The 14,848-nt window shown below is 27.0% G+C and carries 12 protein-coding genes and 1 pseudogene; 3 read left to right on the forward strand and 10 right to left on the reverse strand.

The window, feature by feature from the left end; translation table 11 throughout:
* Positions 1–28: 28 nt before the first annotated feature.
* The 9 genes and pseudogenes from KA894_RS09255 to KA894_RS09295 all read right to left on the reverse strand — a co-directional run bounded on the left by KA894_RS09255 (position 29) and on the right by KA894_RS09295 (position 12,260).
* Entirely contained in the window at positions 29–2,929 is a 2,901-nt protein-coding gene (locus tag KA894_RS09255) for a CDP-glycerol glycerophosphotransferase family protein (RefSeq protein WP_210133903.1), read from the reverse strand.
* A gap of 34 nt (positions 2,930–2,963) precedes the next feature.
* On the reverse strand, positions 2,964–5,465 hold the full coding sequence (locus KA894_RS09260; protein WP_210133905.1) for a glycosyltransferase: 2,502 nt from the start codon (positions 5,463–5,465) through the stop codon (positions 2,964–2,966).
* A gap of 18 nt (positions 5,466–5,483) precedes the next feature.
* A complete protein-coding gene (locus KA894_RS14880) occupies positions 5,484–7,244 on the reverse strand; it encodes an XcbB/CpsF family capsular polysaccharide biosynthesis protein (RefSeq protein WP_323702587.1) in 1,761 nt (586 codons plus the stop codon).
* 216 nt (positions 7,245–7,460) lie between these two features.
* Complete coding sequence (locus KA894_RS09270) at positions 7,461–8,696, reverse strand: DUF6270 domain-containing protein (protein WP_210133906.1); 1,236 nt, start codon at positions 8,694–8,696, stop codon at positions 7,461–7,463.
* A gap of 96 nt (positions 8,697–8,792) precedes the next feature.
* Complete coding sequence (gene galU / locus KA894_RS09275) at positions 8,793–9,665, reverse strand: UTP--glucose-1-phosphate uridylyltransferase GalU (RefSeq protein ID WP_245337204.1); 873 nt, start codon at positions 9,663–9,665, stop codon at positions 8,793–8,795.
* A gap of 916 nt (positions 9,666–10,581) precedes the next feature.
* Positions 10,582–10,719 carry a hypothetical protein gene (locus KA894_RS09280; protein ID WP_210133908.1) on the reverse strand — a complete coding sequence of 46 codons (138 nt, stop codon included), beginning with the start codon at positions 10,717–10,719 and terminating at the stop codon, positions 10,582–10,584.
* A gap of 13 nt (positions 10,720–10,732) precedes the next feature.
* Positions 10,733–11,617 (reverse strand): annotated as a pseudogene (locus KA894_RS09285) (permease).
* Between the two features lie 89 nt (positions 11,618–11,706).
* Positions 11,707–12,027, reverse strand: coding sequence for an ArsR/SmtB family transcription factor (locus tag KA894_RS09290; protein ID WP_070704789.1), 321 nt, complete (start codon positions 12,025–12,027; stop codon positions 11,707–11,709).
* A 32-nt stretch (positions 12,028–12,059) separates the two neighbouring features.
* Positions 12,060–12,260: a hypothetical protein gene (locus tag KA894_RS09295; RefSeq protein WP_070704786.1), complete on the reverse strand. Its 201-nt coding sequence runs from the start codon at positions 12,258–12,260 to the stop codon at positions 12,060–12,062.
* A gap of 204 nt (positions 12,261–12,464) precedes the next feature.
* On the opposite strand from KA894_RS09295, the gene arsR reads away from it, so the two are divergent.
* Genes arsR through arsC form a run of 3 tightly spaced genes read left to right on the forward strand, consistent with a single transcriptional unit; the run spans position 12,465 to position 14,487 of the window.
* The gene (gene arsR, locus KA894_RS09300) at positions 12,465–12,779 is read left to right on the forward strand and encodes an As(III)-sensing metalloregulatory transcriptional repressor ArsR (protein WP_070704783.1); all 315 of its coding nucleotides are present in this window, start codon (positions 12,465–12,467) and stop codon (positions 12,777–12,779) included.
* Entirely contained in the window at positions 12,776–14,068 is a 1,293-nt protein-coding gene (arsB, locus tag KA894_RS09305) for an arsenite efflux transporter membrane subunit ArsB (RefSeq protein ID WP_207606751.1), read from the forward strand. The genes arsR and arsB overlap by 4 nt, the downstream gene beginning before the upstream one ends.
* Before the next feature lie 17 nt (positions 14,069–14,085).
* The gene (gene arsC / locus KA894_RS09310) at positions 14,086–14,487 is read left to right on the forward strand and encodes an arsenate reductase (thioredoxin) (RefSeq protein WP_002434455.1); all 402 of its coding nucleotides are present in this window, start codon (positions 14,086–14,088) and stop codon (positions 14,485–14,487) included.
* 19 nt (positions 14,488–14,506) lie between these two features.
* On the opposite strand, the gene KA894_RS09315 is transcribed toward arsC, so the two are convergent.
* A complete protein-coding gene (locus tag KA894_RS09315) occupies positions 14,507–14,848 on the reverse strand; it encodes an ArsR/SmtB family transcription factor (RefSeq protein WP_025907459.1) in 342 nt (113 codons plus the stop codon).

Genomic DNA, 14,848 nt, shown 5'->3' on the forward strand with positions numbered 1-14,848 from the left:
TTTCATTTACTTATCTTTTTCATATTACTTAAAATAAACTTTCAAATTCCTTTACTCTATTAATTTCATATTTGTTGAAATCGAATTTTGTAGTTGGTAATTCGTGATTTATGAACCTTTTCATGCCTTCAACTAGTCCTTCTTCAGAATTTTCTACTAAAATGATATCACTATCTTTTAAAAATTGTGTCGTTGTATCAAGATTGACTGATATTACTGGCGTATTCACATACATACTTTCATATACGACTAAGCCTAGTCCTTCGTAATAAGAAGACAATACAAAAGCATCAACTTTACTAAGTAATAAATATGGGTTACTCATTCTGTCAAAAACAGTAATTGCTTCTTTCGCATTACTTCGTCTTATCTGGTTTAATGTCTTTTCTTTGATAGGACCATAAGACGAAAGTATATATAACCTAGTATTATGATCTTTCTCATATACTTTTTCAAACGCCTGAATTAACCTATCATGCCCTTTTTGCTGATCAAACCTTCCTATATTAAAAAATACTTTTATATTAGGATCTTCTATTTCTTTTAAAATTTCCATTTTTCTTAAACCAAAATCATCTTTAAATAATTCTAAAGCTTCCTTCAGAGTATATTTCTCACAATCGATACAATTAGAATTCATATTTTCATAATACCTTGTAATATATTTTTGAATACTTTCATAGTGTCTTAAAAAATAAAAAGTGTTTATTTCATCTCTTAGTAGTTTCACCATCAAATTAATATATCTATCTTTATCAGAAATAATTTCTGAAAAATCTCTAATCAGTTGATTTCCATATGCAACTTTTATATATGATAGTTGTAATTCTTGCCTTAATTCATTATTTTGTAATAAAATTTTCTTTTGATCTTCGCTCTTAGCATATTTAACAACCGGATTTTCTTTAAATAAAATAATTGCTTCTTGAATCAATTCATCACTTGAAGCACTTTCATCTATAAAAGTTTCACATAATATCTCGAATAAATTACTTTTCGAATTTTTAAAACTTCTAAAATGAAATCTAACTTTAAGAAAAGTATCTATAAAAGTTTCTTTAAGAAGGTCATTTATTCTATTAACACCTAAAAAATTGTTAGCGATGGAAATGTTATCTAGTTCATAAGAAAAGTTTTCCTCAAAATCTTGCTTAAGGTGTTCATTAACTAAAACTAACTCATCAGCATGTTGCCAAGCATCTGAAACTATATTTTTATTGTAATTTTTTTTGTTTTTATAATCTTCAAACATGTTAGTGTGTACATATATCATAGTTTTAGTACCAAAATTCTTAAGAAATACTACATACTCGGAATATTTGCTTTCAAAACCTGTATAATGGATATAATAGTCAGGAATGTTATTACCAAACACTCTTCTTATTTCTCTATTCTGTATATTTATTAGATTATCTGAAAAACCTGTGGAATTTCCCTCAGTTTCATATTTTTTATGTAATTTTTTTTCATCAGCTGTTAAAATTCTTATCCCCTCTATAGGATATATTTTCACACTACTAGGAAGTGACCTTATATTTTCTTCTCCTAATTTATTAATCGCTTTCCTCTCAAAACAGAGAATGTAATTTCTTTTAGATGTATCAATATTTTTCAATAAGTTTTTTAAAGCCGTTGTTATTCCTGTATCCCACATTGGCCCAACAAACATATACACATTTGGTTTCATATTATAGTTATTAAATTTTTGAATATTTTCACTGTCTTTGTTAAATACTATATGCTCAATTATTTCTTGAGATCCATTTATAGAATCTTTAGGACAAAATTTGTCAGTGAAATTTGAATATTCAACTGGATCTTCTTTATTAATATAATCTACTAATTCGTTTATATTATCTGTGATATAAAATGGATAATCATTAATATTTTCATACATACCTCTCGAAGATAAATATTCATCATAATCATAATTAAATAAAATAATCTTTTTATTTTGACTGGCAAAATCATACATTATTGAAGAATAGTCAGTGATGAGCCCATCGACTGCACTCATAAAATCATATATGTCATACGTATCTGGAAAAGGCCTTACTTTATTTCCTTCAAACTGAAAATTTTTTGTAACCATAGAATGTAACTTGTAAAATACAACAACATCGTTAGGTAACTTTTTCTCTAAGCTTGTAAGTATATTTTCCTCTGTAAAATTTATACTATTATCCTTTTTATTTCCTCTCCATGTCGGCATGTAAATATATATCTTTTTATTTTTCAAACTTAATTCTTTTTTTATTCTTTCACTTCTATTTTTATCAAATAGTAAAGAATTCCTAGGAGATGGTGCGATGAATACATTTGTTTTCAATACACCATCTAAATCTAAACTTCCTAGCAATTTTTCCACTGAATATTCATTAGGCAAATATAGGCCATCAGACATCATAAAATTTCTTGTCACATTTCCAAAATCTAAGAATTCTCCTTCAATATCTTTACCTAATGTTTTTAACGGAGTTCCGTGCCATAAATTATAATATTTTTGCCCTTCTCTTTTTGAGAAAAATGGATAAAATGTATTATCATTAATTAATATTTGAGAAGTTGCTAAGTACAAGCCATATTCATATGACATATGCTTAACCACTGTAATATTTTTGAGATGATAATTATTCAAAAGATTTTCAGCTCTATCTGTATCTTTCGCTACAATAAAAACACAATAGTTAGTGTACTCATTTAATTTACTCGCCAACGCAAATAAGTGCCCACTAACCTCCTTGCCATGTAAACTTTCAATTATTATTTTATTATTTTCAATATCTTTTTTTTGACCATCTAAAAAACCTTTAATATAAGGTTTAACATTTTTTTGGTAACTAATATCTCCTTTGTATTTCAAAAATTTTTTTAACTTTTTTCTTTTTTCAAAAGATACTTTTTCACGAAATAGTTGTCTTAATTTCAATTAAATAACCTCCTTGTAAGAAATTTGTTTGGCTCTACAATATTTCATTTTCTATTTTCAATAAAATTTGTTTATTATAGTCTTTATAATCAAATTTTATTGAACCTATATTCCCTTTCAAATATGCTTTCATTCCTTCAATAATGCCAGGAATATTATTTTCGACTAATATCCCTGAATCTTCGTTAACAACTGATTTAATACCATTTACATTCGTCCCAATAATCGGTTTTTTTAAAATTTGTGCTTCTAGGATAGAAATACCTTGCCCCTCATAATTTGAAGTTAGTATAAAACAGTCACATCTATCCAAAAACATATAAGGGTTAGTAATAAATCCAAGTAAAAATACATGGTTTTCTAAATTCAAATTTCTAATTAGTTTATGCAAACTTTCATATAATGGCCCTTCTCCTAAAATAAAGAGCTTACAATTTCTATTAATATTGACAATTTCTTTGAATGCTTTAATTAAATTTTGTTGATTCTTTTCAGGAGACAAACGAGCAAGCGTAATAAAATTGATATCATTCTTATTAGGAGTGGGTATACATTTGAAACTGATATCACTATATGACATGTCTTTCAAAAAGTTTTTTTCTGCTCTATCATCTGAAATTATTTTTATACTCGCTCCGCCATAACCCAATGCTGCCTGTTTAATTATATTATCTCCATCAATAATATTAGATATTGATATCATTTTATTTTCAGGTGCTTTTATATACTGTTTCAAATTAATAGTATTTGCTTTATTAGTGGAATTGGATACAGATACTATTTTTGTAAATTGATCATATAAGCTAAATATCACTTTTAAATTCCATCTATGCTTATAACGTCCATCAATAAGTTTATTAAATTCCTCATGCATATCATTATGTAAAAATATTGCATTCTTCTTAGCTATTGTAAACGCAAATAATGCTGTAAATAATTTGTTGTACCCACTATAATCAATCATTACTTCTGGATGTAAATTTCCTAATACTTGATCTGAATATTCTCTAAATAATTTTATTATTCTTTTTTTACTTATATATTTCGAATTAAACCCCTGTTTATTAAACATATCCAATTCTAATGTATCTCTAAGATTTCTATTAATATCAGTAAATAATGTAATTAAATGTGCTCTTGAATCTAACCTTTTTATATTATTTAATTTATCCATAAAAATCTTATTATTTTCAACGATGACAAACTCATATTTATCATAATCAAACGCTTTACTCATATTGATTAATGAATTAGTTATACCGTTGTTATAAAATCCACCACCATAAAAAACAATTACTTTTTTATTTGACTTGAATCTCTTATTTCCACAGATACTTCCTAACATAAAATTCACTGTACGATAAGATGAATTACCATCATCATATCTACAATATTTACTAATGAAATTTTCTATATTAATTTTATATGAGTTTAAATAATCAGTAATAGGTATATTCAAATTCTTTAATAAATCTTTCATATTATACGATATTGATCCAGGCAGTTCCTCTATTTCAAAATAAAGACCACGTTCAAAACTATAGTCCTCTTCGTCTTTCATATAAAAATATATAGGTTTTCGCAACGGTAAAAAGTCAAAAAATATACTGGAATAATCAGTAATCAAAATATCTACAACCGACAATAACTCATTTGCATCATACCAATTGGGTATAAAATAATCATTTACTTTATTTTGAGTAATTAAATAATGAGTTTTTATATATACAATATAGTCATCACCTAATTGATTTTGTATCTCATTTCTCTCATTGATTAATTCAAGAATATAATCATTTCCTTTATAATTAAAATTAGTTTTATAGGTTGGAGCATATAAAACTAATTTTTTGTTACTATTCAAATCATACTTACTATAAATTTCCTCTTTATTACTATTTATAGTTAAATCCATACGAGCATTACCAGTAAAGCTTATTTCTGAGTTTAATATTCCTATTAAATCGTTGCTTCCTATTAGTTTCTTTGCAGTAAATTCATTCGGCAAGGCTAATTTATCTGATGTAATTAAGTTTTTTTGAACATTTTTATTTTCACTAAAACTAGAATTTTCTATATCATTGCCTAATTTTTTAAAAGGGGTTCCATGCCAAGTATTTATATATATTTGCTCTTTACGCTTATTAAAATATGGTAAAAACGTAGTGTCATTCACCAAATATTTTGCAGTAGCTAAAACTTTTAAATATTTTTTACTTTGATATTTTACTATCTCTATATTTTTATTAGAATATTTTGCTTTAATCCATTTAATCATTGGGTCATCTTTATTTTTTATAGCTATATAGCATTTATAATTTAATGAATTTTCAACAATGTATTTAAATAACGCATAGGCATTACCAGTAAAATTAATACCATGGTATGCTTCAAAGAGAACCCCTCTACTTTCAATTTTTTTATTTCTTATATTGTTAATATAACGCGAATTTCTTTTCACGTTGTAATCAGTAAATTTTTCGAAAATAGGCCTTATTAAAAAGCTAAGTGTCATTAAAACTCTATTTTTTCTCAATATACCTTTTCTCTCCTATTATTCCAATCCTCCCAAAAGTATATTTAATATCATTAATTGTTCAGGGATTGTATTTCTAGATACTTCTGGGTGAGAAGTAATCAAATTATCAACTTTATTATAAATTTTAATTTTTTCTTTATCTAGTCTCATATCTTGCTCATAATATGACGGAACTTTTTCACTACATATTAAATATTTCTCTTTAGAATTAATTTGTGCTATATTTTTATTGATTTCAGGGACTAAATCTTCCCTTCTCAAATTTTTTAAAAAACGTCTATCATTATCTTCTAGTTTACCCCCTATGTTTAAGATAGGGTCAACTGCCAAAAGTTTTTTATCCATAATGGAACCATGAAATAAAGCACCAGTGCCCCCTTTTGAAACACCATAGAATACAATATTATTTTCATCTACCTCTAAACTATTTTTTACATGTAAAATGGCTTGTTGTATATGTTGTTCATATTCTGAATAATTGATAGTGTTTATATAGTGTGACCCGTGTGACACATTTAAATCCATAATACGCATTATATAAACGTTTTTAACAAGGTTTCTCTCGATCCCATCAAAAAATTTAGTGAACATCCTATCATGTATTAAATAATTATCATATTTATCTTTAGGTGGCATACAAGTAAAAATCACTAATAATTTTTTTGGTATACTATTATTAATTTTTCTACCTTGTGGTTCATTGAGCGTATAAAAAACTTCATTTCTACGCAAAAGATCTTTACGTTTAATTAATTCACTAATATATTTTCTTTTATAAAGTTTTGATATTCCATCTTTATGAAAATATAAAATATAATCTTTTTCTAATAATTTTTTATATAATTTATAGGCACTTTTATTTTTTCTAGCTAAATTTATTAAATTATATTCTGAACCAGTGACTACTTCAACTCTTTTAGCATCAATTAATTTTTGTTCAGTATCTTCATAATGTAATTTTTGATTTTTTAACAAATTATATTTTTTATCTATAATATCATTTTTCAATGATTCATCTGAAATAATTATATTTAATAATTCAGATAAAAAATCTTTATAAAACTTAGACTCGAAATGTAAATAATAACTTCCCCATGGATGACTTTCACTTAAAGAGTATTTATCACTCTTCATATTTATTTTAAAAACATCAAAATTGTTTTCTATATAATTATCAAGAATATCCCACTTTTGATTCATCATTTTAATATCTAAGCATTTTATTCCTTTGTTTTGTCGCCATTCGTCTAGAGTAGAGTTATCTTTAAATTTATTGTGATATCTAGCATTTAATAAGATTATCTTGCTTTTAGGTAATTCATTGTGAAAAAATTCAAAAAGTTCATCTACGGAGTTTTTCCATAATTTAAAATATTCTTCAAAATTCTCATATATATTCAAAGTTGATTTCTTCTGTAATTCTGGTAAATATTTATACTGAATATTATTTGTTATGTAAGTGTTCTCATCAAACATAACCACACCAAATTTTATATCTGCGTACAAATCTAAAATTATATAATCGGGGTTAGTATCTTTTAGTCTTTGTAAAAATTGTTTGCTAAATTCATTTTGAATGTGTTGCTTTCGAAATTTTGTAGTCTTATTGTAATTATCAACTTTAGAAAACTTAGTTGGATTAGACATAAGGCTAGGTAAAGCACTTTGATGATGATGAGCAACTAAATTAAAATATTCTTTATAATAAGGATTAAATTTTGTATTGAAATTATCTCTGACAACACATGATCCTATAGTTGCAATTTTAACAGTCACATTTATCACTCCTCATTATTTGAAAATAATTTTTCAATTCTTTAATACAATTCATTATATAAGTATCAAAACAATGTTTAGTAGTACAACATCTTATTATTTGTTACTATATGCATGTCTTTCTATAAATTCTTTTCCTAATATACCTTTACTTCTCCTATCAAAGTAATAATCCATACTTATACTTTATAGGTTTTGTAGTTTTATTTATTAAAATTAATCAATAGAAATTTGAAAATTTTTATAAATAATATGCCCATTTTTGAATAAAATAGGAATTACTTTCATATACTTTCCATCTAATGGTTTGAAATCGATTTCAATTTGTATCCATTTGTCATATTGATATTTGTCTAAATGATAATAAGTGTACTGATTAGCTTCTTTTTGACTATATTTATATTCGTCATTAAAAGTACGTATAGCCAATATCCGTCTATCATCTAATTTAATACTAGAATCGACAAATACTTCAAAAGAAATATGAATATGTGAATTATTCATTATCCTTATTGCTTTGCTAGGATTTTGTTTAAATATATAATTTTCGTTTCCTTGAGAGACAAGATTCACTTCATGTTTTACCAAATCAAGTTTTTCGTTTTTAAATTGCCAGTCATCTAACTGCAATTTTAAATTTTGTTTGTTTTGTTGTTCTTCATCGATTTTTGATAACTCTAAATCAATAATCAACTTTATTAATTTATCTTTAAAGTCGATATAATATCTTTTTTCAAAACGTACATAATGAACTCCCCATATGTGATTAGGATCTAAACTGTATTTTTCTTTAGTTTGATCAATCAAATATACATTAGGATATTTACTCATTATATAACGAGTCATTTTATGCCATATATAATTTAAAAAATTAATATCTTTATCAATGCCTATAATATCTTTTACAAACTTTGTTTTATTATTTTCAAAGTAGGATGGTTTAAATTCAGACTGATGTATAATTATTTTTGTGTTTATATTAATTAAATAATTATTAAAAAATTTATCCACTGATTTTGTCCATAATTCAAAATATTTCTTAAAGTTTTTTTCAAAAGATAATGTCTGTCCTTCTTCAGTAACCTGATTGAAAATATTATTTCTAGTAAACAACCACTTTTTATTGGTTAAATAACCTCCAAATACATCTTTGACTATTCCAAAAAATAAATCTCCGTAGAAATCTATTATTAAATAATCTATGCTGCTATTTTTCAATTTATAGATGAAATTTTTATCTAACTCATTATTAATTTGCGCAATTTCAAAATCATTCATGTTATTGTATGTAGACTCATTTTTTTCATAAATAATTGGCTCACTAACTAACGACGGAAAAGTCACTTGAGATTGATAAGCAACAACTTCAAAGTAATCTTTCCAATTTTTTACATGCTTACTGTTAAAAACATCTCTGGTTATACAACTTCCAATAATTCCAATTTTTATCATTTCAAACCTCTTCACCATTTTAAAATAATAGTTTATTTTTTAATAACCTAATTCATTTATTAAAAAGACAATACAAAGATCAAAACTACTGTTTTATCAATTATTTAACTTTGTAATAGTCCCAAGAAAGGTCTTAATATCTTCAGACATTTCTTTATCATTTAAAGCAAATTGTATTGTAGTTTTTACAAATCCTGCCTTTTCACCAACATCATATCGCTCACCCTTAAAATCATATGCATAGACACAATCGTCAGAATTCAAATGTTCAATTGCATCTGTTAATTGGATTTCTCCACCTGTACCAATTTCTTGTCGTTCTAAATAATCAAAAATCTGTGGCGTTAAAACATAACGTCCCATTATCGCTAGATGTGAAGGTGCTGTTCCTGGACGAGGCTTCTCGACAAATCTATTAACACTAAACAAGCCTTTTCTTGACTCTATTGGATCAACAATACCGTATCTATGTGTTTCATTTTCATTTACTTGTTGTACTCCTATAATTGATTTACCTGTTGTTTCATATTGGTTCATCAATTGTTTAATTGCCGGAGTATCTGCCTGTACAATGTCATCTCCCAATAAAACAGCAAAGGGTTCATCTCCAACAAATTGCTTTGCTGTCCATATTGCATGGCCTAATCCTTTTTGCTCTTTTTGTCTTACGTAAAACATGTTTGCTAAGTTACTTGAATATTGAACTGCTTCAAGCAACTCTGTTTTACCTTTTTCTTTCAGAGACATTTCCAATTCTTTTTGATTATCAAAATGATCTTCGATTGCTCTTTTATGCTTACCTGTAACTATAATGATATCTTCAATGCCTGCTTCCACTGCTTCTTCTACTATATACTGGATAGTAGGCTTATCTAGAATAGGTAACATTTCTTTAGGCATAGCTTTAGTGGCTGGTAAGAATCTTGTACCTAGGCCTGCCGCTGGTATTATAGCCTTTTTAATTTTCATAATTTATATCCTCCCTTTAATGTTTCAAATCACTGATAAAAATTCCCATACTTTTATCAATGATTTGAAAACAATAATAAATAAAACACCCTTAAATAATGAATTAGTAAAAAATCACACTTGTTTTAGTATAACAAAATTTAATTATAAAAATATAGAGGTATTTAGTATATTTTAAATAATTTTAAAATAAAAAAATAATATAAAGACGTATGCCAATGGTATACGTCTTTATATTATGGTACTTATTGTTTGAATATTAAAATTCATATGCATTCTATTTCCTTACTTATAATATCAAGTTGAAACTTTTCCTAGATTTTATTTCTTTAAATTTCTCTCGTCAGTAATTGTTCTCTCTTCCCTTTTTGAGCTTCAAAAAACTTCTTTAGGTAGTTTGGTAAATTATTTTCCGTCACGTTTATTTCTTCAATTTTTGCTGGAGAATTACCATAATTTTTAATTACAATTTTTTTACAAAATTTCCTATATGATATCCTTCATAGTATATACCTATATATCTTTTATATCCTTTATTTTGAGTTATATATGACTTTTTTGTATAACTAGCAGTTACAATTGCAGCTATACAAGCAAAAATGACAATGATTACTGAACATATTGAAACTATTAAACTAGCCGCCTCAATCTCCAATTTCAAATTCTTCTTTTATATAAAATTAATTGCATTAAATTATACACAACCTATTTTTTAGTTTTATTTGTGATAAGCTTCTGCTTATCAGGTAGTGATGCGGTTTTTAATTAACGTCTTTTTGTTATAAGTCTTAAAGAATATTAAATAAACAACATCATTTTCCTTAACTGAAACGAAAGAACGACAAGTTCCATACTATTACTTTGGAATTTGTCGTTCATTTATTTATTAGAAGCATATATTTTACAGACTTCTAAATTAATTGTTACAAGAATTGTTATTATCTTCTTGCTCTTTTTCATCTTTTTCTTTTTTTTCGTTCTTTTCCTCAATTTCTACCGAACAACATGACTGTTCTTGAGGTTTTATTTTTTTTAATGCGTCTTTAACACCCATTATTTCACCTCCTTTAAATAATGATATTCACAATCAAACCTGTAACAATAGCCACAACTAAAATTGCAATAATGAATGATATTACAAATTTTTTCTTGAATAGCTTAGATAGCAATACGACCTCTGGAATACTTGCGCCAGCACCACCAATTATTAATGCAACTACTGTTCCTAGCGACATACCTTTTGATACTAATGCTTCGGCTATAGGTAACATTGTTTCTGGTCTGATATACATAGGGATACCGATAACAGAAGCAATAAACACCGATATAAAACCATCACCACTTGCATACTTAGTTATAAATTCTTCAGGTATGAATCCATATATAAAGGCACCAATAAATACACCAATAAATAGATAAGGTAACATTGGGTATAAAAATGCCCAGGCATCGTTTAATGCTTGTTTAAAACGAGATCCTGTTTTATTAGCAAAAAAGCCATCACCTTTAACATTGACCCCTTTATAACTTTCAGCTAAATTCATTTTTGAAAATACTAAACCTGTTAAAATACTGAAAATTGCTAGTACTACAAAATAAACAATGGCTACTTTCCATCCTAATAAAGCCCATAACATAAATATCATTAGTGGGTTCATTAACGGTCAAGCAATTAAGAAACTCATTGCTGGACCAAAAGGAACTTTGGAATTTAATAGACCTGCAAGTATTGGAATAGTTGAACAAGAACAAAATGGTGTAACAGCACCAAATATCATACCTAATATATAATTGACGACTTCATTAGGTTTGCTCAAAAGCTTTATAATTTTTTCTTCTGAAACAACTTGTTGAATCAGACTTACTATAAAACTCACTACTATAAATAGTAATAATAATTCAAAAAATAACATCAGAAATGTTTTTATGAATTCCATAATTGAATCTATCATTAGTATAACGCCTCCGAATTCATTTAATCAACTTTTCTTGATGTATTAATCAAAAAAATTTGATTAATTCTATGTTATAAAGAAGATACTTAAGGTATCTTACAGCAAGTATCTTCATTTAAAACCACCTGTATTTGTTGCTCATTAATTTTATAATAATTCCATGTGCCATGCTTTTCAGCAATAAGAATATTTGCATCTACTAATTTTTTTAAATGATAGGAAAGTTTAGATTGTTTTAACGCTAATAATTCTTCTAGATCACAAACACATAAAGATTTTGAATCGCTTTGACGTATTGATTGTAGAATTTTAAGCCTGATTTTATCAGCTAGCGCATTAAACATCTGTTCATAAAAGTCTAATTGTTCTTCCTCACTTCTATTAGGACTGGACTTAATAATTTCCATTAAATAATCACCTCTCTTATATATAGATATTTCTATTTTTGTTTGAGTTCTTGTATTGCTTGATTAAAATGAGTTTCTGTTATTTTACCATACATGTCAGGTTCTCCTTTAAAGAACTCATTTTTCATATATGATATAGCTTCTTTTAAAGAAACTTCTCTTGATATCATAATTAGATTTAAGTAGCTAACAAAATAATCAACAGATAATCTACCTGCATGATTTATTCTCATAAAATCGAACTCCTTTATAAAATACTAAAATGATACATCAATTTTTTTTGATGTATTAAATATAAATTATTATTTCAACTTTTGCAAGATAATAAAACTAGTTATTTAGGACGCATTCTAATCTAATACTAAAATTAGTCAAAAAACTACATAGACATAAAGCTATATAGATGTTAATCTATGTAATGAATAGGAGGTATATTTATGTCTTATAAAGAATTATCAGCAATATTAAAAGTTTTATCAGATCCAAGCAGGATAGAAATATTAGATTTACTTTCTTGTGGTGAACTATGCGCTTGTGACTTATTAGAACACTTTCAATTCTCACAACCTACACTAAGTCATCATATGAAGTCATTAGTAGATAACGAATTAGTTACAACACGAAAAGACGGCAACAAACATTGGTATCAACTTAATCATGCTATTTTAGATGATATTATTCAAAACTTAAACATCATTAATACATCTAATCAAAGATGTGTATGTAAAAATGTGAAATCAGGTGACTGTTGATGACCATTTTAGCAATTATAATCTTCTTGTTAACTTTAATCTTTGTGATATGGCAACCAAAAGGTTTAGATATTGGTATTACAGCTTTAATTGGAGCTGTTGTTGCTATCATTACAGGAGTCGTAAGTTTTTCCGATGTATTAGAAGTAACCGGTATTGTTTGGAATGCAACTTTAACTTTTGTAGCTGTTATTCTTATTTCATTAATATTAGATGAAATTGGTTTTTTTGAATGGTCTGCAATACATATGGTCAAGGCTTCAAACGGTAATGGCTTAAAAATGTTTGTTTTTATTATGTTACTTGGGGCAATTGTAGCAGCATTTTTCGCAAATGATGGTGCAGCTTTAATCTTAACTCCTATTGTATTAGCGATGGTAAGAAATCTAGGGTTTAATAAAAAAGTTATTTTCCCATTCATCATTGCCAGTGGCTTTATCGCTGATACTACATCACTACCCTTAATTGTAAGTAACTTAGTTAATATCGTTTCTGCAGATTACTTCGATATTGGATTTATTGAATATTTTAGTCGAATGATTATTCCTAATATATTCTCTCTGATTGCTAGTATTCTCGTTTTATGGTTATATTTCAGAAAATCTATACCTAAAACGTTCGATACAGAAAATCTTTCACATCCTAAAAATGCAATTAAAGATTCTAAATTATTTAAGATTTCATGGATTGTATTAGCAATACTACTTGTGGGATATCTTGTTAGTGAGTTTATACAAATACCTGTATCAATCATTGCTGGTATCATTGCTCTTATCTTTGTAATATTAGCTCGTAAATCTAAAGCAGTTCATACAAAACAAGTAATTAAAGGCGCACCATGGAATATTGTTGTATTCTCTATTGGTATGTATCTTGTGGTATTTGGTCTAAAAAATGTGGGCATCACAACGCTTCTTGGTGATGTACTAACAAATATTTCAAATTACGGCTTATTTAGTAGTATCATGGGCATGGGCTTTATAGCTGCATTCCTTTCATCCATTATGAACAACATGCCAACTGTTTTAATAGATGCAATAGCGATTGGTCAATCCAGTGCTACAGGAATATTAAAAGAAGGTATGGTTTATGCGAATGTCATAGGTTCTGATTTAGGACCTAAAATTACGCCAATTGGTTCTTTAGCAACATTATTGTGGCTACATGTCTTAACACAAAAAGGTGTGAAAATTTCGTGGGGAACATACTTTAAAACTGGAATTATCATTACTATTCCGGTCCTATTTGTAACACTCTTAGGTTTATACCTTACACTAATCATATTTTAAGAAAAGAGGCTTTAATTATGGATAAGAAAACAATTTATTTTATATGTACAGGAAACTCTTGTCGTAGCCAAATGGCTGAAGGTTGGGGAAAAGAAATATTGGGTGAAGATTGGAATGTCTATTCTGCTGGTATTGAAACACATGGTGTTAATCCTAAAGCAATAGAAGCTATGAAAGAAGTGGATATTGATATCTCAAACCATACATCAGATTTGATTGATAGTGATATCTTAGAACAGTCAGATTTGGTCGTAACATTATGTAGTGATGCAGACGATAATTGCCCTATATTACCACCTAATGTTAAAAAAGAACACTGGGGCTTTGATGATCCAGCAGGAAAAGAATGGCCAGAATTTCAACGTGTTAGAGATGAAATTGGAAAAAGAATACAAGAATTCAAAGAAACGCTCGTTTAATGTGAGCGTTTCTTTATATTTAAGTCATACATTTTATTAATAATGATTTCATTTCTATATCTTTGATATAATAGTATGCCATTTTCCCATCCTTGTAAAAATTCAGCACGTCTCTTTTATACAGGGCTCTCAAATGATGTGATGTTGAAGCTATACTCAAACCTAATGTTATAGATAAGTCACAAACACATAATTCTTTCTCTTTAATTAGAGCTAATATAATTTTCAGCTTATTCTCATCACTTATCTTTAATAATGTATTGATAAGCCGTTGAGTTTTTTCTTCTTTTAAAAATCTTAAAGCATAATTCACTTTTTCCTCATGAACACAAATGACGTCACAAATTTTATTGTTACTCAT

It is taken from the genome of Staphylococcus sp. GDY8P131P (assembly GCF_017891975.1).
GTDB classification, from domain to species: domain Bacteria; phylum Bacillota; class Bacilli; order Staphylococcales; family Staphylococcaceae; genus Staphylococcus; species Staphylococcus nepalensis.